17 protein-coding genes are annotated in these 24,060 nt (G+C 41.0%); 4 read left to right on the forward strand and 13 right to left on the reverse strand.

The window, feature by feature from the left end; genetic code table 11:
• The 3 genes from AVJ20_RS05070 to cysD form a co-directional block, all read right to left on the reverse strand.
• The coding region (locus tag AVJ20_RS05070; RefSeq protein WP_162689730.1) for a hypothetical protein at positions 1-203 on the reverse strand (203 nt) is incomplete at its 3' end.
• 108 nt (positions 204-311) lie between these two features.
• Positions 312-1,925, reverse strand: a complete 1,614-nt coding sequence (gene cysN, locus AVJ20_RS05075; RefSeq protein ID WP_111884394.1) for a sulfate adenylyltransferase subunit CysN — start codon at positions 1,923-1,925, stop codon at positions 312-314.
• 123 nt (positions 1,926-2,048) lie between these two features.
• The gene (gene cysD, locus AVJ20_RS05080; RefSeq protein WP_078189893.1) at positions 2,049-2,963 is read right to left on the reverse strand and encodes a sulfate adenylyltransferase subunit CysD; all 915 of its coding nucleotides are present in this window, start codon (positions 2,961-2,963) and stop codon (positions 2,049-2,051) included.
• Between the two features lie 321 nt (positions 2,964-3,284).
• On the opposite strand from cysD, the gene AVJ20_RS05085 reads away from it, so the two are divergent.
• The 4 genes from AVJ20_RS05085 to pgaB (AVJ20_RS05100) all read left to right on the forward strand — a co-directional run bounded on the left by AVJ20_RS05085 (position 3,285) and on the right by pgaB (AVJ20_RS05100) (position 8,380).
• Positions 3,285-3,827 carry a hypothetical protein gene (locus tag AVJ20_RS05085; RefSeq protein ID WP_111884395.1) on the forward strand — a complete coding sequence of 181 codons (543 nt, stop codon included), beginning with the start codon at positions 3,285-3,287 and terminating at the stop codon, positions 3,825-3,827.
• Positions 3,828-4,291: 464 nt separating this feature from the next.
• On the forward strand, positions 4,292-4,930 hold the full coding sequence (locus AVJ20_RS05090; protein ID WP_111884396.1) for a YqiJ family protein: 639 nt from the start codon (positions 4,292-4,294) through the stop codon (positions 4,928-4,930).
• A 176-nt stretch (positions 4,931-5,106) separates the two neighbouring features.
• On the forward strand, positions 5,107-6,819 hold the full coding sequence (locus AVJ20_RS05095; RefSeq protein ID WP_111884397.1) for a flotillin family protein: 1,713 nt from the start codon (positions 5,107-5,109) through the stop codon (positions 6,817-6,819).
• 304 nt (positions 6,820-7,123) lie between these two features.
• Positions 7,124-8,380 (forward strand): poly-beta-1,6-N-acetyl-D-glucosamine N-deacetylase PgaB, encoded by a 1,257-nt coding sequence (pgaB, locus tag AVJ20_RS05100; RefSeq protein ID WP_171319211.1) that lies wholly within the window; start codon positions 7,124-7,126, stop codon positions 8,378-8,380.
• Positions 8,381-8,434: 54 nt separating this feature from the next.
• Here the strand turns inward: pgaB (AVJ20_RS05100) and pgaD are convergent, their stop codons facing one another.
• From pgaD to AVJ20_RS05150, 10 genes are all read right to left on the reverse strand, one after another.
• Positions 8,435-8,947: a poly-beta-1,6-N-acetyl-D-glucosamine biosynthesis protein PgaD gene (pgaD, locus tag AVJ20_RS05105; protein ID WP_111884399.1), complete on the reverse strand. Its 513-nt coding sequence runs from the start codon at positions 8,945-8,947 to the stop codon at positions 8,435-8,437.
• Complete coding sequence (gene pgaC / locus AVJ20_RS05110) at positions 8,934-10,205, reverse strand: poly-beta-1,6-N-acetyl-D-glucosamine synthase (protein ID WP_111884400.1); 1,272 nt, start codon at positions 10,203-10,205, stop codon at positions 8,934-8,936. The genes pgaD and pgaC overlap by 14 nt, the downstream gene beginning before the upstream one ends.
• On the reverse strand, positions 10,205-12,070 hold the full coding sequence (gene pgaB / locus AVJ20_RS05115; RefSeq protein ID WP_111884401.1) for a poly-beta-1,6-N-acetyl-D-glucosamine N-deacetylase PgaB: 1,866 nt from the start codon (positions 12,068-12,070) through the stop codon (positions 10,205-10,207). Before pgaB (AVJ20_RS05115) ends, pgaC begins: the two co-directional genes overlap by 1 nt.
• Positions 12,070-14,490, reverse strand: coding sequence for a poly-beta-1,6 N-acetyl-D-glucosamine export porin PgaA (gene pgaA, locus AVJ20_RS05120; RefSeq protein WP_228157161.1), 2,421 nt, complete (start codon positions 14,488-14,490; stop codon positions 12,070-12,072). The genes pgaB (AVJ20_RS05115) and pgaA overlap by 1 nt, the downstream gene beginning before the upstream one ends.
• Before the next feature lie 267 nt (positions 14,491-14,757).
• Positions 14,758-15,648 (reverse strand): succinate--CoA ligase subunit alpha, encoded by an 891-nt coding sequence (gene sucD / locus AVJ20_RS05125; RefSeq protein WP_078192987.1) that lies wholly within the window; start codon positions 15,646-15,648, stop codon positions 14,758-14,760.
• 13 nt (positions 15,649-15,661) lie between these two features.
• Entirely contained in the window at positions 15,662-16,828 is a 1,167-nt protein-coding gene (gene sucC, locus AVJ20_RS05130; protein ID WP_111884403.1) for an ADP-forming succinate--CoA ligase subunit beta, read from the reverse strand.
• A gap of 180 nt (positions 16,829-17,008) precedes the next feature.
• On the reverse strand, positions 17,009-18,439 hold the full coding sequence (lpdA, locus tag AVJ20_RS05135) for a dihydrolipoyl dehydrogenase (RefSeq protein WP_078192989.1): 1,431 nt from the start codon (positions 18,437-18,439) through the stop codon (positions 17,009-17,011).
• 60 nt (positions 18,440-18,499) lie between these two features.
• Positions 18,500-19,717 (reverse strand): 2-oxoglutarate dehydrogenase complex dihydrolipoyllysine-residue succinyltransferase, encoded by a 1,218-nt coding sequence (gene odhB, locus AVJ20_RS05140; RefSeq protein WP_111884404.1) that lies wholly within the window; start codon positions 19,715-19,717, stop codon positions 18,500-18,502.
• A 16-nt stretch (positions 19,718-19,733) separates the two neighbouring features.
• Entirely contained in the window at positions 19,734-22,556 is a 2,823-nt protein-coding gene (locus tag AVJ20_RS05145) for a 2-oxoglutarate dehydrogenase E1 component (RefSeq protein WP_111884450.1), read from the reverse strand.
• Positions 22,557-23,351: 795 nt separating this feature from the next.
• Positions 23,352-24,059, reverse strand: a complete 708-nt coding sequence (locus AVJ20_RS05150; RefSeq protein WP_078189905.1) for a succinate dehydrogenase iron-sulfur subunit — start codon at positions 24,057-24,059, stop codon at positions 23,352-23,354.
• Position 24,060: the final 1 nt, after the last annotated feature.

The following is a 24,060-nucleotide window of genomic DNA, read 5'->3' on the forward strand; positions in this document are numbered from 1 at the left end:
AATAGGACTCCTACTTTCTTCGATACTAGTAAAAAGTTTGTTTTTATTATTTGCTCTTCATAATTTTTAAAAACTGGAAATCCATAGTACAAAATACCATCTTCTAAACCCAACTCTTTATCATAAGAATTAATATAATCAATTAAGGCATTGTCCAAACCGGAAGGATTCAATTCTGTTGCTATTATTGTTTCTATTGTCACAAGAAAATCCTAAAAAATATTAATTTAATTTGACATAATACAATACCAAATTTAAAAAAAAAGAAAAACCCGCCAATCAGCGGGTTTTATTTAAATCAATTCAGTCTATTACAGACGAACCAACTCAACAATTTTCTCAGCAACTTCTTCAGCAGTCTCCACTGTATAAGTCACATCAGTACCTTCAGCAGTATCCGTAATCACAACCACACCTGTTTCACGAACTAGTGCAACTTGCTCTGTAGTCAAACCTGCTTTCGCAATCGCAACTACACCTTGCTGAATCAACAAGCTTTCAATCGCTTGCGCATTTTCAAGGGCTTTAGCAGTCACAGTCACAGCAGCAGGTTTTTGACCTAAACGTGCAGCACGCGCTTCAGCAGTTACAGGCTCGTTGTGTGCAGTCCATTCAACTGCAGATTCAACCATACCCGCACCAACAGTCACGTTGCTTAAACGGTCAATAAATATAAATGAACCTGTGTAACGACTGTCTTGGTAACGGTCAAATACCACTGGCGCATCAAACTCAATCGTTACATCTGCAATCGCATTCAATTCAAGCTGTTCAACTTCCGTTTTTTCCAGTGTGTTCACATTGGTACGATAGTTAATTTTCGCAACTTTCGCAGGAATAGTTTGTGTACCAAACTTCACATTATAAAGTTTGCCAACTACTAAAGGCGCATCTGTCATCCATACCACAGAGGCACGTGCAGAACGTGAAATTAACGGCTGTTCGCCCGCTTTTACCAATACGTTACCGCGTGAAATATCAATTTCATCGTTCAGTGTTAAAGTCACTGCTTGACCTGCAACAGCATGGTCTAAGTTACCGTCAAAAGTGACGATTTCTTTAACAGTCGAAGACTTACCAGATGGTAATGCAGTAATGGTATCGCCAACTTTCACTTCACCAAGTGCAATCGTACCGCAGAAGCCACGGAAATCGAGGTTCGGACGGTTGACATATTGAACAGGGAAACGGAATTCGTGCTTGCTCGTATCATGCGAAATTTCAACAGTTTCCAAAGTCTCCATTAAAGTCTGACCTTGGTACCACGGCGTATTTGGCGATTTGTTTACAACGTTATCACCATTCAACGCAGAAATAGGCGTGAAGATGATATTCGCAGGTTTACGGTCGCCTAATTGGTTCACGAACTCGTTGTATTCAGCTTGAATCTCATTGAAGCGTGCTTCAGAGAATTCAACCAAGTCCATTTTGTTCACTGCAACCACAATATTACGAATACCTAAAAGGCTCGCAATAAATGAGTGACGACGCGTTTGAGTTTGAACGCCATAACGCGCATCAATCAAGATGATCGCTAAATCTGCAGTCGACGCACCAGTTGCCATGTTACGTGTGTACTGCTCATGCCCTGGGGTGTCAGCAATGATGAACTTACGTTTTTCTGTAGAGAAATAACGGTAAGCCACGTCAATGGTAATACCCTGCTCACGTTCCGCTTGCAGACCATCTACAAGTAAAGCCAAGTCAGGCGCATCACCCGTAGTACCGACTTTTTTAGAGTCACGAGTTACGGCTTGCAATTGATCTTCATAAATCAATTTTGAATCGTAAAGTAAACGACCAATTAGAGTCGATTTACCATCATCCACGTTACCGCAAGTGAGGAAACGTAGAAGGTCTTTATTTTCGTGTTGTTTTAAATACGCCAAGATGTCTTGGCTAATTAAATCTGATTGATGAGACATTGCTCAAAGCTCCACATATTCTTTTGAAATCGGTTTCTTTTATCCCCTGTTTCCCCTTTATAAAGGGACTTTCTCCTCTCTTTTTCAAAGATGAGCAGCAATGCTGCGCAAGGGGAGAGATTTTTAGAAGTAACCTTCCTGCTTTTTCTTTTCCATCGAACCTGCTTCATCATGGTCGATCATACGGCCTTGACGTTCAGAGGTGGTGGCTAAAAGCATCTCTTGGATAATTTCCGGTAAAGTTGTTGCAGTTGATTCAACAGCACCTGTAAGTGGGTAACAACCTAAAGTACGGAAACGCACCGATTTCATTTGTGGCACTTCACCTTCGTTCAAACGCATACGCTCATCATCAACCATGATCAGAGTACCGTTACGCTCAACCACTGGACGTTCAGCAGCCAAGTACAAAGGAACCAATTTAATATTTTCAAGGTAGATGTATTGCCAAATATCCAACTCAGTCCAGTTAGACAATGGGAACACACGAATACTTTCGCCTTTGTTCACTTTACCGTTGTAAAGATTCCAAAGTTCAGGACGTTGGTTTTTAGGGTCCCAACGGTGTTTGGTATCACGGAAAGAGTAAACACGTTCTTTAGCACGAGATTTCTCTTCGTCACGGCGCGCACCACCGAAAGCCGCATCAAACTGATATTTATCAAGTGCTTGTTTTAAGCCTTGAGTTTTCATGATATCAGTATATTTTGAGCTACCGTAATCGAACGGATTTACACCTGCATCTTTACCTTCTTTGTTTTGATGCACGATCAAATCAAAGCCATGCTCTTTTGCCATGTTGTCACGGAAAGTAATCATGTCTTTAAATTTCCAACCCGTGTCTACATGCAGTAGTGGGAATGGAAGTTTGGCAGGATAGAATGCTTTTAAAGCAAGATGCAGCATGACCGCTGAATCTTTACCGATTGAATACAGCATGACTGGGTTTTCGAACTCAGCAGCAACTTCACGGATGATATGAATACTCTCAGCTTCAAGCTGTTTAAGATGAGTAAGTCTTTCCTCATTTAATGACATGGACAACACCAGCTTAGAATATGTGTACTTATTACACTTTTAAAGATATATATACATTATAGTGATTAAGCTTTCATAACGATTGCTTGTTTTGTGATATTGATATTCTTATTCGTCATATACAAATTGTCTGATACTGCTTATCAATTTTAATTAATTTAATACGATAGACTTATCAATTTCATTATTATTCTAGTCCGAGATCCGTAATTTTACGCAATTTTTTATCAATTAACTAATCGCTAAATCCTCTAAACAATCGGTATTCAAACTCGCTCAAATTACCTAAAGTAGCTATATCACTCTCCAATAGTTATTGATATGCCATATAGTCACTATACGCTTGAAACCTTAAAGTCGCTGATTGAAGCCGCAGGTCTTGCTGGCTATATTTATCAGCATTCTTCACACATGCTCGTGCTCCAAGAAGCCTTGAATGATGACGGCAGCCCATTGAATAACTTTATTCAGCATGAGCTGAGTGCTGACCAAATTGGCCTTCAGTTCGGCCTACGACTTTTGGACAATAAACTCGAATTTTTGATTGGGGTGACTCACAGTAACCAAGATCGCGGCTACGAAATTGGCGCTGGCAATTTAAAGGCCGATCAACGCGCATTTAATCTGCTCTATGCTTTTTATAATTTTCCCAAAGCATTTCACTTAATCCATTTCCCGCTCGCAGCCAATAGCACCCAGTTAGAAGAAGAGATCGAAAAGCAATTGTTTCAACTTGAAAGCATGGGCTTTTTAGACACTGCGATTAAAACCAATCCGATGGGCGAACAAGTGAAGTGGATGAAAACCTTTATTGTTCAAGCGGCTTTAGATATGAAAGTACGCATTCAAACCTCATTGTTATAAAAAGGGTTAAAGCTTACTAAAAAGCGCTCTATTGAACGCCAGTTCAAATCTTCATATGACATCGAAAGTCACGGCAAAGCCCTCAGCACTGCTGTGACGCTTATAAATTTACATTTCCTAACATTGTTTTCTGTGCCGTTTAACAGGCCATTTCTCTCCCTTGAGCACGACCACTTATATATCTGCAATTAGACTGAAAATTTGATTGATCACAATGACTTAAATCTTAAATGGGTAAAGCAGAAATACTATTAACTTTAGATTTAGATAATCCTAACTTAATTGATCAACTATTTTTAAAGAAAAACTTAGTAATAGCTCACATAAAAGCCGACTTTTTGTTAATCCGATCTGTAATTTTTTTACACAATTTCGACAGATAATGTTATTTTATTTACTGAAAAAAATTCAGCCAGAATTATTTTTTTTGATTTTTTATAAGCATAAATATAGAGATAAATATAATGTGGGAATTGTTTACTCACCCGTCTAATATCGTGTTTAGCATCAGTCTCTGCTTAATGTTCTTGTTTGGACTTTTTGAGATTGTGTTAACAATTTTAGGGGGTGGTTCTCAAGGCTTCTTAGATCAATTCCTACCTGAGGATGTTGGTCATAATGCAGAGCTAGGTGTAGATGCCGATGCAGGTATCGTGACACGTGTGCTCGATTGGTTGTATTTAGGTCGTATTCCGCTGTTTGTATGGCTCATCATTTTCTTATGTGTCTATAGTTTATTGGGCTTTACTATTCAAGCCGTCGTTAACCAAATGACCAGTATGATGTTCAGTGCATGGATTATTGCACCAGCCTGTATTTTTCTGTGCATGCCCTTCGTACGTTTTAGCGCAATGCTCATTGCCCGTATTTTACCGCAAGATGAAACAACCGCCATTTATAGTGATGAATTGATCGGTAGAACGGCCACGATCATTTTGGGTGATGCACGACCACAGTCTCCTGCTCAAGCCAAAGTCAAAGATCAACACGGATTGACCCATTATATTTTGGTTGAACCTGAACAAGATGAAATTTTCAGCCAAGGTCAATCAGTGGTTTTAACCCAAAAAACAAATGTAGGCTTTCAAGCCACCATGCTCTAAATTTTGAATGAATTGATGCTCGATCAGTTCTTCTAACACCATATAAATACATTTAGCGCGTCATTCCTTCTGTAAATCTCGAAGTCATGATGAGTCAACAAAATACTGATTTTTAAACCAAACTTGTTAGCACTTTAGAGGGTTAACTTGAACTACAACAAAAGAGATAAACGTCCATGTTAGACATTATTCCAAGCGGTATCCTTGTAACAGTCGGGATAATTTTTGCCGCACTTATTTTTATTGGTTTTATTATTGCTCGACTTTATCGTCGCTCAAGTAAAGAGATTTCATTTGTGCGTACAGGCTTCGGCGGTGAAAAAGTGATTTTAGGTGGCGGTGCTATTGTGCTTCCTGTGCTGCATGAAATTATTCCAGTCAATATGAACACCCTACGTCTTGAAGTACGCCGTGCAGATGACCAAGCGCTGATTACACGTGACCGTATGCGTGTCGACGTGATGGCGGAGTTCTATGTCCGTGTGAAACCAACCGCAGATTCGATTGCTACCGCAGCACAAACGTTAGGTCAAAAGACCATGTCGCCAAATGAGTTAAAGAATTTGGTCGAAGGTAAATTCGTTGACTCTCTACGTGCAGTTGCCGCAGAAATGGCGATGGAAGAGTTGCATGAAAAACGTGTCGACTTCGTACAAAAAGTTCAGCAAGTGGTGTCTGAAGATTTACATAAAAACGGTTTGGAACTTGAAACCGTTTCATTAACTGGCTTAGACCAAACAGGCTTTAAATATTTCAACCCACAAAATGCGTTCGATGCTGAAGGTTTAACTAAACTGACAGAAACCATTGAAGACCGTCGTCGTAAACGTAATGCGATTGAACAAGATGCAGATCTTGCAATTAAGACCAAGAACTTAGAAGCAGAACAAGCACGTCTACAAATTTTGCGTGAAGAAGAATATGCAAAACTGCAACAAGAACGTGAAATTTCAATCCGTCGTGCAGAACAGCTTGCAGAAATTGCATCACAAGAAGCTGCTAAAAAACGTGAAGCCGAAGAAGCGCGTATTGCTGCTGAACGTGAAGTTGACTTAAAGCGTATTACTGCTGCACGTGACGTTGAAAATCAAAATATTCAAAAGTCACAAATTATTCAGCAAGCCCAAGTGGAACAAAAGAAAACCATTGAATTGGCTGAGCAAGACCGTGCCATTGCCATTGCTGAAAAATCTCGTGCTGAATCTGAAGCTAAAGCACATGCCGATCAAGCACGTGCTCAAGCGGTAAAAGCCGAAGAAGAAGTGATTACCGTTCGTCAGATCCAACAAGCTGAACGTCAAAAAGCTGTCGAATTAGTCTCTGCGAAAGAAAAAGCGGAGAAAGATGCGATTGCCATTACTGTCGCGGCTGAAGCGGGTAAACAAGCAGCCGCAGATGATGCAGAAGCGATTCGTATTGCAGCTGAAGCCGAAGCTGAAAAAGTTCGCTTAAAAGCCAAAGGTGAAGCTGACGCAAAAGTTCTGTTGGCTCAAGCGATGGAAAAACAATACCAAGTTGATGCTGAAGGTACACGTGCAGTGAACGAAGCAAACAACGTATTGTCATCTGAACAGGTTGAAATGCAAATTCGTTTAGCGATGCTGAAATACTTACCAGAAATCATTCGCGAAAGTGTTAAACCAATGGAAAACATTGATGACATTAAGATTTTGCAAGTAAATGGTCTAAATGGTGGTCATGCAGGTTCTTGCCAAGGTGATGCTCACCACGAAGGCAGCGGCAATGTTGCCTTATCAGACCAAGTGGTGAATAGTGCCTTACGCTACCGCAGCCAGGCCCCACTGATTGATAGCTTGATGAGTGAGCTTGGTATCCAAGGTGGCGATATTAACGGTTTAACTCAGAGCTTAAACAAAAAAGCTGGTTAATTCGTTTTACACGCTAAAAAACCGCAGCTTAATCCTGCGGTTTTTTTATTGAGATCATCGACAAGGAAGACTTACGAGAGCTTAAATAATTCGTTCAGTACCAAATCATGACTGTAAAATGACGAAATACTGGATCACAACAAAGTGCAAACCAAATCACACTTTTAAGAATAACCCTTCCCCTGCAATCTTGCTACAATCTTCAAATTCATCATATTCTGCTTAGCTGTACTTGCTAAAACGTGCAGCAAAATATGCGATGAAAACATTTACGAATGATAATACGCTCAGTGCAAGTATAAATATGACTTCTTCCTTAAATGCCGTTACTTCCCTACGCCCCTTTAAAAAATTAATAGGTCTAATGACCTGCTTCGGTTTGGTCTTTTCAGGCTGTAGCAGTGCTGAAACGGTACGTATTATCCACCACCCTATACAAGACTTGGTCAAGCAATATCCATCAGCCAATTCTATACATCAAACTTCGACCAACAATACACAAAAGCCAAGTACTCCTGAACGTATGCGCATCATGCATATCGACTTAGATTATGTATATGATGCCAATCAGGCTCAACAAGAACAAAATATCCGTGCATTGATCGAACGTATCCGTCACATTGAAGCCAATACGATTTTTCTACAAGCTTTTGCAGACCCTGATGCCAATGGTTCGGCTGATGCGGTGTATTTTAAAAATCGCTATATCCCAATGCGCTCAGATTTATTTCAACGTGTTTTGCACGAAATACGACAGCAGACTCAAGTAAAAACCGTATATGCATGGCTGCCTTTAATTGCGTGGGAGTTCCCGAAACAGTACCCGCTGCAATATGTAAAAAGCCAAAGTGAAAAGAAAGGTTATATTCGAATATCGCCCTTTGACCCAAGAAACCAACAATACACAGCAGAAATTTTTCTAGACTTTATTCAGCAAAATAAAGTGGATGGCATTCTTTATCATGACGATATCACTCTCAATGATTTTGAGGATAATAGTACCGCAGCGCTTCAGACCTACAAAACATGGGGCTTCGATCAACAATTGATTGGACAACCAAAGCATGCGCAGCAGCTTGAATTTTCACGCTACAAAACCGCTTATCTAGACCAATTTGCTGAAGGCATCAGTCAGATTTTAAAACAGCAGCAACCCGACTTACATTTTGCTCGCAATATGTATGCTGAAGCTGTGCTGAACCCGAACAGTGAAAAATGGTTTAGCCAGTCCAATGCCAGCACGTATCAACATTATAATTACAACGCCATCATGGCCATGCCCTATATGGAAAAGGCAAATGACCATCGTCAGTTTTATTTAAACTTGATCGAGCGTGCCAAAATATATGATCCCAATTTGAGCCGTACCATTTTTGAACTTCAAGTGACCGATTGGAATCATCAAAAACCTATTTCCAATCAGGAACTGACTGACACCATCCGTTTACTGGAACAACATGGTGTGCAACATATCGGGTATTATCCAGATGATTTCATGCAAAATCATCCAGATGCACAGCAAATAAAAAAGGCATTTGCACCTGCCCTAGCTAATGACTGATACAAATGCCTACATCATCAGATCTAGGATTCTAGATCTGATGAAGAACGCTGATTAGCTGTTGATTTTATAGTGTTCTAATTGACCATCATCCGTATAGTGCAATGTGATATTTTTTGATTCTCGCATCGTGGCTATATCACTGGCTTTTACGTGAAAGCTTTTCGCCAAATCTTCATCTTGAGCATTCTCTGGCGCCTTTCTACGGTCTTCCCCATGAAAACGCATCCAGTTATAACTTGCCCAAACAAATAGACAGCAAATAAAGATTCCGATTGAGAAAATCAATTTCATGATCGATAGACTGGTCATCGGTTGGGACTGATCCATAACCTGTGAATACACCACCGTGCCTTCAAACCACCAAAACACAAGGGTTAATAGCGGTAAAAACAACCACATCCAAAGCATCCACCCGACTGCCATCAGACCATAGCCTGCTGACTTGCGTTTGACGTATTCAGGTTTATCAATATATTCAGGTAATTCAAGCAATGATTCATCTTGAATAATTTTAAAATCTGAATCTGCAACTGGCTTCTGATTTTGTAAATTAACTTGGTTCATTGTTTTCCTCCCCTCTAAATCCACGGTCTGGACTGACCCAACGCGCACGCTTTTGGGTTTTAAAAATAGTCTTTGGCAAAGCAACGACCGTTGTCAGCATGGCTAAGATCCAGAAAAATAAGGGATACCAAATCACCCAAAAATAATTTCGCAGTAAGCGTTTTTTGTCGTAAGCGCGATCGATCCATAAACTCACGAGGAACTGGAATAAACAGGTCACGCCTAAAATCACTCCATACCATTGAGGTAAAAGTGATTGAATCGCCCACTCACCCGGTAATGAGAAAAATAGACCATAAAAATACAAGATAAAAATACTGAACATGACATATGCCCAGATCACGCTAATGATAGATTCGAATGCAATCGGCCACATCCGACGTAAACGCCATTTAAATATTTTAGGTAAATAGGCAAATAGTACTTCGATGCCGCCTTGAGCCCAACGTAAACGTTGTTTCCAAAGTCCATTAAATGTTTCTGGCATATAGATATAGCAAAGGGCTTGCGGTACATAGTGCAAATCCCAATGATCAAACTGCAAACGCCATGACACATCAATATCTTCTGTGATCATGTCATCACGCCAATAACCGATGCGGTCTAGTGCCGTTTTTCTGAAACCTGCAATTGCACCTGATACTGTAAAAATACGACCATAGGTTCTTTGAGATCGCTTGATTAAGCCAATAATCGAAGAAAACTCTCCAACCTGAATTTTACCCAAGATGCTTGAACGGTTCACAATACGTGGATTACCGGTTACAGCGCCCACGCGTGGAAAACTGGTCAGATGATGCATCATCCAAAGTGCCGAATGCGGATGCAGCAATGCGTCACCATCTATACAGATCAAGTATTCAAATTGGCTGACCATCGCGCCTGCACGTAACGCATACGCTTTACCCTGATTCTCAGCCAAATGCACCACACGCAATCTCGGATATTCGAGTGCCAATTGGTCTAAAATTTCAGCGGTTCGATCTTTGCTGCCATCATTCACCGCAATCACTTCAAAATTTGGATATTGGCTCTGCATCGCATATCGAATCGTGTCACGTACCTGTGCTTCTTCATTAAAGCAAGGAACAATAATGCTACAACCGTGTACGGTTGGCACGGGAAGTTCAGGTTGTTTCCATTCTCGCTTTAAGTAGAACCACACGCCTCCAGCAATCCAAATCCACGCCATAAACAAGGGGTATAGGAAAGCAAAGGCAAAAAACAGATCGTTAAAACTCAGTTCCCATTCTTGCATTACTGACCTCCTCGTATATACGGATCACGATAAGTCAGTGGACTGCCATTCAAGCTGATGCTTTGATATAGGTGATGTTGAACGCGTTCGCCATCCTGAAGCTGATAATTATTCAGTCCGATTTTTTGAACCGACGCTGCCCGTAAAGCCTGATAGTTTTGCTGATACTGTGTCCAATCTTTCTCGCTCATATTTGGATTGATATCTAAACTGACAATCAAACGTTGCTTTTGCTCTGTATTCAAAGTCTTCAATGCGGACATAAAAGCTTTAAAACTTTGCGGATGCTGACCTGGATTAATACTTAAATACAGAAAGTCCGATGCTGTTAAGGCACGAGTCACTAAAGGTTTTAATCCAGAAAATTGATGTCCAGTTAAATTCACTTTGAGCGCGGTTTGGTTGTCATTACTAATATTGGAATAAAAATGCGCTTGCGCCTTACTACGCTCTTTAATCGCAATAATTTTTTGCACTTGCTCAGTACATGCGATTGACCACTGTGCTGAATGAATAGCGCAGTCCAAGCTGTTACCGGTGTTAATAATTAAACCTTCAAGCGAACTATTGTTTTTCAATAGATCTGCCGTTAGGTCTGTCAAATTAATCCCCTGCTGTAACTCCAAACTGATTGGAAGCTGTGCATACACTCGATTACCAATTCGTGTACGGGCCTGCCATACAGTGCGATTCAGTAAATCTTGTTGCATCGGTAGTTTTGAATTTGGGAAAAATAAGGCATCAATTTTGCCGTCACCATCATGATCAACCGCAGCATTTAAAAGCAATGTATTGGTTTTTAACGCATTGACCTGGTCTAATAATGTCCCCAACTTCTGATCTGATTGCTCAGACGTTGGCGCTTGTAATTCAGCCAAATTAAAATTCAGGAATGTTTTACGTTGTTTATAAGGCGCACGAGCTTCAACGATAAAGTCTTCCATATTTTGGTGGATAAACTCTGGTGTTGGGTTATCCATAATCAAGGCACGCTGATAGGTATGCACTGAATCTGCCTGACTGACCACATTACCCAAGCTAAAGGACATGGGCAGTCCTGCTTTACGTGCATATCCCTCAATTTCCGGTGTAACTGCACCGTATGGCCAGAAGATTGCCATACTATGAATACCCAGTTGACGATCGAGTTCTTGTTTAGATTTCTTCAAATCTTGCACAATACGCTGCTCAAACTCAGCATCGGTTTCATAACGATTTTGAGCTGGAAAATACTGACGTGTAATCGCAGCAGGTTCCATATTTTTTTGTGGGTTTGCCAAAATACCATGATGCAGATCATCCGAATGCGACACAAATTCGGCATATCCCGACTTTTGCATTTCCCGCATTTGATCCCAATTCATCAAATTACCCACACCATAAGCTTCATAAGCATCTTTGGTATTACCATTAATCCAACTGGTTGGAATAGCAAAAACTGCAGGAAATTGATATTGCTTTAACAATGGAAAAACTTTGCTATAACTACTTAGCGCACCATCATCAAAGGTTAATAACAGTGCCTTTTCAGGTAACTTTTTCTTTTGTAAGCGAGCCTGCATGACATCTTCTAAACGAATGGGTTGCCAACCTTCTCGTTTAATCCACGCAAAATATTGCCCAAGATTTTGCGTACTTATCGCATAGACATCTCGATCACCACGTTTGGCAACATCATCCCGAACATCATGAAAAGTCAGCGTTACAAATTGGTTATGTGCGGTACTTTCATCAAGTTCAGGCATCGCCAAATTTGCAGTTTTTGGCACATTATTTTCAGCAAACAGATATGTCGTACTGATGGGCAAAGTCACAGCTAGAACTAAGCTTTGCTTCAACATGCGGTGTATTAATGTATTTTTCATTAGAAGCGCCCCTCAAATCCAACAACTGCATAGCTACGATCTTCATCTTTTCCGTCATACGGATGTGAACCCCAACCTATGCCGTAGTTCAATTTCCACGTGCGTGAGAGTTGCCAATCATGTTGATAATACAAATTATAAATCGGACGACTTGAGTAGCCTTTTTGTCCGAATGTACCGATAGTTGCTGCAAAGTGCTGGTTAAAATGACGTTCATAGTCACGCCATGTCATCCAATCATGTTCCAATGTCACTTCAGCGCTATAGCTATGTTCAGGGTTAAAATATGGCACATCAACCGAATCATTTTTTCCGTAATAACCACGCAGTGTTGCCGCAGAAATATGATGCGGGGATTGTTGGAATTGTTGTTTAAAGTATCCAGAGAGTTCTTGGCGTAGATTTCCATCATCAATATCGGTCAATTGATAACTTGCGCCTGCCTTGCGTGATTCATTTTGTTGCCAGTTCAATGCAAAACGATAAGCCTGCCCTTCGTGGTCCTGTGCCAAAGATTGCAATGGAATATCCGCTTGGCTGTCATAACCCAGTGCATAGTTCCAATGATCATTTAACCAATGTGACCAATCCAATTGCACACCAAAACGGTCGCCATCGGTGCTTTGAGAGAATAATGCAGATGCAGCTTTACGATCCGAAGCCCACTCTAAACCCATGCCAATCCGCTGGTCTTTTAATTTGCCAGACTCATACTTCGACCAACGATTGCTATGGTCTGCAAAGAGTCGATAATTATCGTAAAACCATGGGCTATTGATACGCGTCCAGTTTTCCTGTTCACGTGAACCTTTCAGGCGATTTTGTACACGAGGATCATCCGACTCACTTTTTGCAAAGGTACTCTGATGTTGAATTGACGCACGATTCCGATCATCCAATTCTTTTTTACTTTGTTTTACGCCCGTATCATCACCGACATGGCTGACCATATATTGATTGAGTTCACGCCAAGCTTGAATTTGACTTAAAGCTTGGAAATTCTGCATGCGGTTAATTTGCGTTCCCTGTGAAATGGGCTCCAAGCTATTCTGCTGCGCCAAAGTATGCTGAGACTGCTCTGGTTTTTCACGCCAACGTTGAATTAATGCCAAATTATTTTGATAACCGATATTGCCGGGAGCCTTTGCGGTTAAGTCATTAAAGTAACGTTCAGCTTTTTCATGTTCATTGCGATAAGCAAAGTTCAATCCCTTCAACGCAATAAATTCAGTACGATCATCGTGTGGCGCCTTATCTACCCCTTTCGCATTACTATAAACAAAGGTCGGCAACTGTTTGTCCATAGTGTCGATTAACTGATTGGCTTGTTTAAATTTTTCTTGTTCAATCAAGCTATAGTACAAACCAGCATAGACGTTATAGTCCGCATAATTTTTTTCAGCAAATAAACTCTGATATAAAGGCTCAGCTTTTTCAGGTTGACGTAATTTTAAATAACTGTCTGCCAAAGCATGTCGTACATAAGCAGGCATTTCTTTAGCTGTTTGACCTGTTTTATCTACTTGTGCCAGTGCCTGCTTCGAAGCATTACGTGCATTTAAGGCATAGATATATTCATAGTAAAATTTACGTTTACTGGCTTCATCTGCAGGAAGTGAGTCTTCATAAGCTCTCATTTCAGCCAGAACACGATCTAGTGGTTCAAATGCCGTTGCTCCACGCTTCATATCAAACGCATTTTTTGAAGCTTGAATGCCTTGTTGGATACGCTGTGAGAACTCATTCATCTTGAGCAAATATTGCAACACTGGCTTAGAACTATTGAGTCCATTGGCCTGAATGTAGCTTTGCGCAGTGGCAAAATCGCTATTTTGCAATAAAGCCAATACGAACTGTTCTTGGGTATCTGCATTGGGCTGTTTTTCTAACGCATATTTCGCTGCATTGAGGGATTCAGCAGGCATATCCAATAATCGATAGGCATAGGCCAATTGCGAAAGATAATCTGCACCAAGCGACTGTAAGTTGAGATTTGCCAGTTTTTGTTTTGCTTGATCTTTTTGACCTGATTCTGCCAGCAACACACCCTGCCAAATCAACCACTGTTCCGATTGATCCTGCTGATAAAATTTTTGTGCCCACTGTAAGGCTTGATCATATTGTTTAAGATCACGTAAAGCTTTGATGACACTGACTTTGCCATAATCTGGAAACGTATCTGGATTAATCTGCGCCAAGTAAGTCACATCTCTAGAGCTAAAGGTTGCATTTGCATAACGCAGGAGCGTGTAATCTGCAATGAGCTTCTGATTTTCAGGATGTTGCGCTAATAAAACTTGTAATTGGTTAAATCCCTGATCCAATTTACCGACACGGATATCCGCAACACTTTGTTCTCTTTGCTGATCAATATTATCAACTGCAAATACAACCGTAGGAAGGCTCGAAAAAATCGACAAGAAACATAGACGAGATAAATAAGATTTATAAATCGTGATTATTCACGTTAGAAGAGTAATTATTCATCAAATTAAATTAATGTGACGTGTTTCACATTATATCATATTTTGACGATTAAATTTGGTTAATTATTCATACTAAAGTGTTAATAATGAATGAGAATATGCTGATTTTATAAATTTTCTTTACTATTCACCCACTATTATTAAATAAAAATAAAAAAACCCCTCATTTGAGGGGGTTTTATTAACAGAAACTTACCGTACTTAAGCAAGACCTTTTGACTTTAAGACTTCAAACATAGTTGAGCCTAATTCAGCAGGACTACGGGTATAGGCCATTCCGGCTTTTTCAAAAGCAGCAAATTTCTCTTCTGCTGTACCTTTACCGCCCGAAATGATCGCGCCTGCATGTCCCATACGTTTACCTTTTGGTGCAGTCACACCCGCGATATAACCGACAACAGGCTTAGTTACATTCGACTGGATATATTCAGCCGCTTCTTCTTCTGCTGTACCACCAATCTCACCAATCATGATGATCGCTTCAGTTTGCGGGTCGTCTTGGAACAGCTTTAAGCAATCAATTTGATTCATGCCCGGAATTGGATCTCCCCCAATACCGATACACGTCGACTGACCTAGACCCAGCTTCGTGGTTTGCGCTACAGCTTCATAGGTCAGAGTCCCTGAACGCGAGATAATGCCGATTTTACCTGGTTGATGAATATGCCCCGGCATAATACCGATCTTACACTCACCCGGAGTAATAATCCCTGGACAGTTCGGACCAATTAGACGTGCATTGTTACCATAGGTTTCTAGGTAACGTTTCGCTTTTAGCATATCAAGTGTCGGTACACCTTCCGTAATCACAACGATCAGCTCTACACCTGAATCAATAGATTCAATAATTGAATCTAGGACAAATGGTGCAGGTACATAAATCGAGGTTGCCGTTGCACCCGTTTCACGCACCGCTTCTTTCATGGTATTAAATACGGGTAGATTCAAATGTTGTGTGCCGCCTTTACCCGGAGTCACCCCACCGACCACTTTTGTGCCGTAAGCAATTGACTGTTCAGAATGGAATGTACCGTTTTTACCGGTAAAACCTTGTACCAATACTTTGGTGTCTTTATTAACTAATACGCTCATGATCTCTACTCCCTTAGCCTTTTACCGCAGCAACAATTTTTTCTGCAGCATCAGCCAAGCCATTTGCAGAAATCAATTTCAAACCTGATTCATCAAGTAATTTTGCACCCAATTCTGCATTGTTCCCTTCTAAACGAACAACCACAGGTACAGTCACATTTACTTCTTGAACCGCTGCAATAATTGCTTCAGCAATCATGTCACAACGTACAATCCCACCAAAAATATTAATTAATACACCTTGCACAGAACTATCCGCCAAAATGATTTTAAAGGCTTCAATTACGCGTTCTTTGGTCGCGCCACCGCCTACATCTAGGAAGTTTGCAGGTTGACCACCATAGAGTTTAATAATGTCCATGGTTGCCATCGCTAGGCCAGCACCATTGACCATACAGCCAATATTGCCTTCTAAGGCAACATAGTTCAGATCAAATTCTGATGCTTTCAGCTCACGCTCATTTTCTTGCGTTTTATCGCGTAGTGCTGCGATTTCTGGTAAGCGATATAAAGCATTTGAGTCGATACCAATTTTTGCATCCACACATAAAATCTCGCCATTTTCACGTACGGATAACGGGTTAATTTCAAATAAAGCAAAATCATTTTCAATAAATGCTTGATAAGCCGCAGACATGATTTTGACAAATTGATTCACTTGACCATCTTTTAGGTTTAAAGCAAACGCCACTTCACGTGCTTGGAATGGTAACAATCCAACCAGAGGATCAACTTCAACTTTAATAATTTTTTCAGGCGTTTCTTCTGCAACTTTCTCAATTTCAACACCGCCTTCAGTCGATGCCATAAAGGTCACACGACGGCTAGAACGGTCAACTACAGCACCTAGGTACAATTCACGCTCTACTGGATAAACATCTTCAGATACCAAAATACCGCTGACGGGTTGACCCAATGCATCTGTTTGATAAGTGACTAAGCGTGAGCCGACCATTTGGTTCACATAATCAGTGGCTTCTTGTGCAGATTTTACGACTTTAACGCCGCCTGCTTTACCACGACCACCTGCATGCACTTGGGCTTTGAGTACCGCAAACTTACCACCCAGTTGCTCAAAAGCTTTGACTGCTTCTTCTGCGGTAGTTACAAATACGCTTTCTTGGACTGGCATACCATATTTTTTTAATAACGCTTTAGCTTGATATTCGTGTAGATTCATTGAACAACCTTTTACTCTTTCTTCGCTTTGTTATGACCCATTAAAGCCCAGACATCCGTCAAAGCAGCTTTAACCTTTTTAAATCTTAAAATATTTCTTATCTTTATTTTTAGATGATTATTCAAATTAAAACAACCATCTGAAACAAAAAAGAGCGGCCTAAGCCGCTCTTTTTACATCTTATTTACGTTTACGCTGAATCGCGTGAATTGCACGCCCATCGACTGCAAGTGCAGCTTCGTGAACGACTTCAGAGAATGTCGGGTGACCGAAAGTCATTAACTGTAGGTCTTCAACACTTGATACGAACTCAAGTGCGATCATGCCTTGGTGTACGATGTCAGACGCAGCAGGTCCAATCACGTGCATACCGAGTAGACGATCTGTCTTCGCATCAGCAACAAACTTAACAAAGCCTGCGTTTTCACCAGCAGCCATTGCACGACCATTTGCAGCGAAACCAAATTGACCTGTTTTAACTTCGTGGCCTTTTTCTTTCGCTTGCTCTTCTGTTAAACCAACCCACGCCGCTTCTGGGTGTGTGTAAATTACAGAGATGATAGTGTCATAGTTCACTTGAGCTGCATGACCGTGGATACGCTCAACAGCCATTACGCCTTCTTCCATTGCTTTATGTGCAAGCATTGGACCACGTACCAAGTCACCAATTGCGTATACACCTTCAACTGAAGTTGCACACCAATCGTTTACTTCAACTAAACCGCGTTCAGTGAGTTTAATGCCTGAATCTTCAGCCAATAAACCTTCTGCATATGCTTTACGGCCCACACAAACGATCAATTTATCGAAAGTTTGAGTTTTGTCTTCGCCGCCTTGAGTGTACTTAACAGTAACTTCACGGCCATTGACTTCAGTACCAGCAACTTTAGCGCCAACACGGATATCAAGACCTTGTTTAGTCAATACTTTTTGGTAATCTTTTGCCAAAGCTTTATCAGCCATTGGTAAGAATGCGTCCATTGCTTCAAATACAACAACTTCAGCACCTAGACGACGCCAAACAGAACCAAGTTCTAGACCAATTACACCCGCGCCGATTACGCCAAGACGTTTAGGCACTTCTGGGAACTCAAGCGCGCCAGTAGAGTCAACAATAATGTCTTGATCTACAGGTGCAACTGGAATATTTACCGGCACAGAACCCGATGCAAGGATTACATATTTAGGTTCTAAAATTTGAGTTTCACCTTCGTGAGATACAAACTCAACTTTCTTACCTGCAAGTAATTTACCTGTACCTTTTAACCATTCGATACCATTGCCTTTAAGTAGGCCATCAATACCCATCGTCAATTGGTTAACAATTTTGTCTTTACGATCAAGCAGTTTTGCAAGATCAAATTTCACTTCACCAGTCGTAATACCGTGGTCATCTAAGTGATGAACAGTATCTTCATAGCGGTGAGATGAATCAAGTAATGCTTTAGATGGGATACAACCCACGTTTAAGCAAGTACCACCTAAAGATGGTTTACCTTTATGAATACGTTTTTCAATACAAGCTACTTTAAAGCCTAATTGAGCAGCGCGGATAGCAGCTTCATAACCACCAGGACCGCCACCAATAACAACTAAATCAAATTGAGACATGTGTATCTCCAAAAATGGGCTTAGAGGATCGCTCTAAGCCCATTGCATTATTCTGAAGTATTAAAGATCAAGGATTAGCTTAGCTGGTTCTTCTAACAATTCTTTGATTGTTACAAGGAAGCCTACTGCTTCTTTACCATCGATTAGACGGTGGTCATAAGAAAGCGCTAAGTACATCATTGGCAAGATTTCAACTTGACCATTTACAGCCATAGGACGTTCTTGGATTTTATGCATACCCAAAATCGCAGTTTGTGGCGTATTTAAGATAGGTGTAGAAAGCAAAGAACCGAAAGTACCACCATTAGTAATAGTGAATGTACCGCCAGTCATATCTTCGATACCCAATTTACCATCACGCGCTTTACCAGCGTATGCACGGATACCGTTTTCAACTTCAGCATAGTTCATGCGGTCAGTATCACGAAGAACTGGAACTACGAGACCACGGTCACTTGATACAGCAACACCGATGTCGTAGAAACCGTGGTAAACGATGTCATTGCCATCAATCGAAGCGTTTACAGCTGGGTAGCGTTTAAGTGCTTCAGTTGCCGCTTTAACGAAGAATGACATGAAGCCAAGACGTGCACCATGACGCTTTTCAAAAGCATCTTTGTATTGCGCACGCATTTCCATGATTGGTTTCATGTTTACTTCGTTGAACGTAGTCAACATTGCAGTTTCTTGAGTTGCAGCAAGTAAACGTTCAGCAACACGCTTACGAAGACGAGTCATAGGAACACGTTTTTCGATACGTTCACCAACAGCAACGCTTAATGGCGCAGCAGCAGGAGCAGCTGGTTTAGCTTGATGGTTTGCAACATCTTCTTTAGTGATGCGACCGCCACGGCCAGTGCCAGCAACGTCAGCAGCAGCAATGCCAGACTCAGTCAATGCTTTACGCACTGCAGGAGCTTGATCAGCAACAGGTTGAGCACGTTCAACAACAGGAGCAGCGCCCGCTTGAGTTTGCGCAGCAGCTTGTTCTACTTTCTCTTCTGATTGAACAGCTTGAGTTTGAGCAGCGCCAGAAGCAGCACCTTCTTCAAAAGTCGCAATCACTTCAGCAGAAAGAACTGTATCGCCTTCGTTTTTAACGATTGCAGAAATCGTACCGTCAGCAGGAGCTACAACTTCTAAAACAACTTTATCTGTTTCAATATCACAAATCACTTCGTCACGTGATACTGCTTCACCTGGTTGTTTGTGCCAAGTTGCAACTGTACCGTCAGCAACTGACTCTGGGAATACCGGTGCTTTAATTTCGGTTGCCATTATTAAGAATCTCCTGTTATTCAGCTACGATAGCTAAAGCATCATTTACGAGCTGAGCTTGTTGTTTTGCGTGCAAATATGGTGAACCACAAGCCGGTGCAGCAGAAGCTTCACGACCTGCATAACTAATACGAACTTGTTTGCCCGCTTTCATCACGTCGTCATACAGACGCGGAGCGATGAATAACCATGCACCTTGGTTCTTCGGTTCTTCTTGAGCCCAAACCAATTCTTTAACGTTTGGATATTGTGCCAGAACTTCAGCAAGACGTGCTTCTGGATACGGATACAATTGTTCAATACGAACGATTGCTGTGTTGTTCAATTCTTTTTCACGACGTTTTTCAAGTAAGTCGTAGTAAACCTTACCACCACAAAGCACTAGACGAGTTACGTCTGATTTGTTGATGTTGTCGATTTCGTCGATCACAGTTTGGAATGAACCATTTGCAAGTTCTTCTAATGTAGAGGTTGCAAGTTTGTGACGAAGAAGAGACTTCGGTGAAGTCACGATCATTGGTTTACGGATTGGACGAAGTGCTTGACGACGCATCGCATGGTAAATCTGCGCTGGTGTAGTCGGTGTGATCACTTGCATGTTTTCTTCAGCACATAGCTGTAAGAAACGCTCTAAACGAGCTGATGAATGCTCAGGACCTTGACCTTCAAAGCCATGTGGAAGAAGCATAGTCAGACCGCATACACGTTCCCACTTAGTTTCGCCAGACGCGATGAACTGATCGATTACAACCTGTGCACAGTTTGCGAAGTCACCAAATTGCGCTTCCCAAATGACAAGGCTCTTTGGAAGAGTCGTTGCATAACCGTATTCGAATGCAAGAACCGCCATTTCTGACAATAATGAGTCATAAATAGCTGTACGTGGTTGGTTTTCTTTCAAGTTACATAATGGAATGTAAGTTGAACCATCTACTTGGTTATGAAGTTTTGCATGACGGTGTGAGAATGTACCACGACCAACGTCTTCACCTGTTAAACGAACAAGGAAACCTTCATCTAGAAGAGACGCGTAAGCTAATGTTTCAGCAGCACCCCAGTTCAATGGCATTTCACCAGTCTGCATTTTCAGACGGTCATCAATCACTTTAGCAACCTGACGTTGCATCACGAAGCCTTCTGGAAGCTCGCGCATTTTCGCACCAAGCTCTTTTAGACGTTCGATTGGGAAAGTGGTATCCCATTTGTCTGTGTATTCGTGGCCTAAGTAAGGTTTCCAGTCCACAAACATTTTTGTGTTTGGCTCAAGTACCAACGCATTTGCAACGTGTTTACCTGCTTCAAGGTCAGAACGATACTGTTCAACCATTGCATCAGCAGAAGCACGATCAAGAACACCTTCTTGTACAAGCTTGTCAGCATAAAGCGTACGTGTAGTCGCTTTTTTATTGATGATTTGATACATCATTGGCTGAGTTGCAGCTGGCTCGTCGGCTTCGTTATGACCACGACGACGGTAGCAGAACATATCGATTACAACGTCTTTACGGAATGTATGACGGAAATCGTGTGCCAATTGAGAAACAAATAATACAGATTCAGGATCATCACCGTTCACATGGAAGATCGGTGCTTGGATCATTTTCGCGATGTCAGTACAGTATTCTGTAGAACGCGCATCACGTGGGTCAGACGTTGTGAAACCAACTTGGTTGTTTACAACGATATGAACTGTACCACCCACGGTATAACCGCGAGTTTGTGACATTTGGAAAGTTTCTTGGTTTACACCTTGACCTGCAAATGCAGCATCACCGTGAACGATGATTGGTAATACATCATCACCACCGATATCTTTACGACGTACTTGACGTGCGCGTACAGAACCTTCTACTACAGGTCCAACGATTTCTAAGTGTGATGGGTTAAACGCTAATGCCAAGTGAACTTCGCCACCCGGAGTCATGACGTTTGAAGAGAAACCTTGGTGGTATTTAACGTCACCAGAGCCTTTTTTATGCAGAGATTTACCTTCGAACTCACCAAATAGATCAGCTGGGTTTTTACCCATGATGTTTACAAGAAGGTTTAAACGGCCACGGTGAGGCATACCGATAACCACTTCTTTACAGCCTACTGAACCTGCACGTTGAATAAGTTCATTCACCATAGGAATGAAAGATTCACCACCTTCAACACCGAAACGTTTCGCACCAACGAATTTGTTACCAAGGTATTTTTCTAGGCCTTCAGCTGCAGTTAGACGTTCAAGGATGTGTTTTTTCTGGTCTGCAGTGTAGCCAAATTGACCACGAGTACCTTCAAGGCGTTGTTGAATCCAACGTTTTTCTTTTGTATCAACAATGTGCATGTATTCAACACCAATTGAAGCAGTATAAGTTGCTTCCATTGCTTGAACCATTTCACCAAGTGTTGCTTCAGACTTACCGATTGCAAGGTTACCTGTATTAAACACAGTATCTAAGTCAGACTGAGTTAGACCGTGCGCAGCAAGATCTAGATCAGGCACGATTTCACGTTTTGCAAGACCAAGTGGATCTAATTTTGCGTTTTGATGACCACGGTTACGGTATGCAGCGATCAACTGTAATACACCGATTTGACGGCGTTCATGCTCAGAACTTACTGCACTTTGCACTACTGGCTGAACACGGCTTGAATTACGGCCTAATAATAGGAATTGCTCACGTACATTGCTGTGTGGTTGATCACCTTTCGGGAATTTATCGAAGTATTCACGCCAATCAGCCTCTACTGAGTCTGGAGCCGTTAGATACTGCTCATAAAGTTCTTCAATATACGCTGCACTGTCAGCGCTAAGTTCAGTGTCAAGACGCAGTGCGTCAGCAACTTCTTGCATTTGTGGACCCATTTCCTATTGCAAAACATTTCAGGATGCTTTTTAAGCGAACCCATGATTAGTAATGTCAAATTGGTAATATGACATTAGTCCCCATTAGGCTTAAGCCTTGAGGCGTTATCACTACATTAGGATTACCCAATGTGATTAATGAACAATAACGCCCTCAGCGGCATCATTACTCATTGAGAAATACCCGACATAAATCGGGCAATTTTTGCAAATCGTCTTAGAAAAAATAAAATTTGCGCAATTATCTTTTCTAAAGCGACTTTATTAACATTTATATACCGTCTACAGCGCTTAAATTGTAGAAAAAATGTACCTAATTCAAAGTCATTTTTTACATATAGTGATACTTTAAATGCTAACACGTTCAAGCATTTTCAATTGATTTTTTTGACACATACCTCTCATAAATTAGCGAAATACACTGTTCGTATTTTCATCTATGATATGGTGCTACATATAAAATGATCTTTCAATTAAGACAAAAGTCTACGTTCGATTATTACCTCATCTCATATACAAAAACAAAAGAGAGCTGACATTCCTATCCTCTCTCTTTTTACTACGTTACATAATAACATCTTCTAATCCTTTTGACAGACTTGAACGAGCGTTTCATCAATAAATAACCATTTATCTATCACTTTATACTTTTAATTCACTACGTTTCTATGAAATCCATTTATAACACTCTGCAATGACAGCGAATAACTTTCACTATCATCACTTTTATATATGACAAAAAAAGCGCACCCAATGGTGCGCTTCTTTTTACTGCTAAATCTATTAACCTAGATCTAAAAGCATATTACGGATGTGACCGATTGCTTTAGTTGGGTTAAGACCCTTAGGACATACAGATACACAGTTCATGATACCTTTACAACGGAACAATGAGAATGGGTCGTCAAGACGAGCCAAACGCTCTTGAGTTGCTGTATCACGAGAGTCAATGATGAAGCGATATGCGTTCAACAATGCTGAAGGACCCAAGAACTTGTCTGGGTTCCACCAGAATGATGGACATGAAGTTGAACAACATGCACAAAGAATACATTCGTACAAACCATCTAAATGTTCACGCTCTTCAGGAGACTGCAAACGCTCTTTTGGAGGCGCAGGCTGATTGTTGATTAGGAACGGATGGATTTTATTGTACTGATCGTAGAACTGATTCATATCTACAACCAAATCTTTAATTACTGGAAGACCTGGAAGTGGACGAATTGTGATCACTTCTGGTAAGTCGTTTAGGTTCCAAAGACACGCCAAACCATTTTTACCATTAATGTTTACACCATCAGAACCACAAATACCTTCACGACATGAACGACGGAATGTTAATGATTCGTCTTGAACTTTTAATGCTAGAAGTGCATCAAGCAACATACGATGCTTATCAGTCAACTCTAGTTTAAAAGTTTGCATGTACGGAGCTGCATCCTTATCAGGATCGTAGCGGTAGATATTAAATGTACGAGTACCTCTACTCATC

This window comes from Acinetobacter sp. CFCC 11171, assembly GCF_003268405.1.
In the GTDB taxonomy this organism is placed as follows: Bacteria; Pseudomonadota; Gammaproteobacteria; order Pseudomonadales; family Moraxellaceae; genus Acinetobacter; species Acinetobacter amyesii.

Excerpts from the sequence above, each read along its gene's own strand:
- cysN (WP_111884394.1), bottom strand. The coding sequence starts at position 1,925 with ATGTCTCATCAATCAGATTTAATTAGCCAAGACATCTTGGCGTATTTA.
- cysD (WP_078189893.1), bottom strand. The coding sequence starts at position 2,963 with ATGTCATTAAATGAGGAAAGACTTACTCATCTTAAACAGCTTGAAGCT.
- AVJ20_RS05085 (WP_111884395.1), top strand. The coding sequence starts at position 3,285 with ATGCCATATAGTCACTATACGCTTGAAACCTTAAAGTCGCTGATTGAA.
- AVJ20_RS05090 (WP_111884396.1), top strand. The coding sequence starts at position 4,292 with ATGTGGGAATTGTTTACTCACCCGTCTAATATCGTGTTTAGCATCAGT.
- AVJ20_RS05095 (WP_111884397.1), top strand. The coding sequence starts at position 5,107 with ATGTTAGACATTATTCCAAGCGGTATCCTTGTAACAGTCGGGATAATT.
- pgaB (WP_171319211.1), top strand. The coding sequence starts at position 7,124 with ATGACTTCTTCCTTAAATGCCGTTACTTCCCTACGCCCCTTTAAAAAA.
- pgaD (WP_111884399.1), bottom strand. The coding sequence starts at position 8,947 with ATGAACCAAGTTAATTTACAAAATCAGAAGCCAGTTGCAGATTCAGAT.
- pgaC (WP_111884400.1), bottom strand. The coding sequence starts at position 10,205 with ATGCAAGAATGGGAACTGAGTTTTAACGATCTGTTTTTTGCCTTTGCT.
- pgaB (WP_111884401.1), bottom strand. The coding sequence starts at position 12,070 with ATGAAAAATACATTAATACACCGCATGTTGAAGCAAAGCTTAGTTCTA.
- sucD (WP_078192987.1), bottom strand. The coding sequence starts at position 15,648 with ATGAGCGTATTAGTTAATAAAGACACCAAAGTATTGGTACAAGGTTTT.
- sucC (WP_111884403.1), bottom strand. The coding sequence starts at position 16,828 with ATGAATCTACACGAATATCAAGCTAAAGCGTTATTAAAAAAATATGGT.
- lpdA (WP_078192989.1), bottom strand. The coding sequence starts at position 18,439 with ATGTCTCAATTTGATTTAGTTGTTATTGGTGGCGGTCCTGGTGGTTAT.
- odhB (WP_111884404.1), bottom strand. The coding sequence starts at position 19,717 with ATGGCAACCGAAATTAAAGCACCGGTATTCCCAGAGTCAGTTGCTGAC.
- AVJ20_RS05145 (WP_111884450.1), bottom strand. The coding sequence starts at position 22,556 with ATGCAAGAAGTTGCTGACGCACTGCGTCTTGACACTGAACTTAGCGCT.
- AVJ20_RS05150 (WP_078189905.1), bottom strand. The coding sequence starts at position 24,059 with ATGAGTAGAGGTACTCGTACATTTAATATCTACCGCTACGATCCTGAT.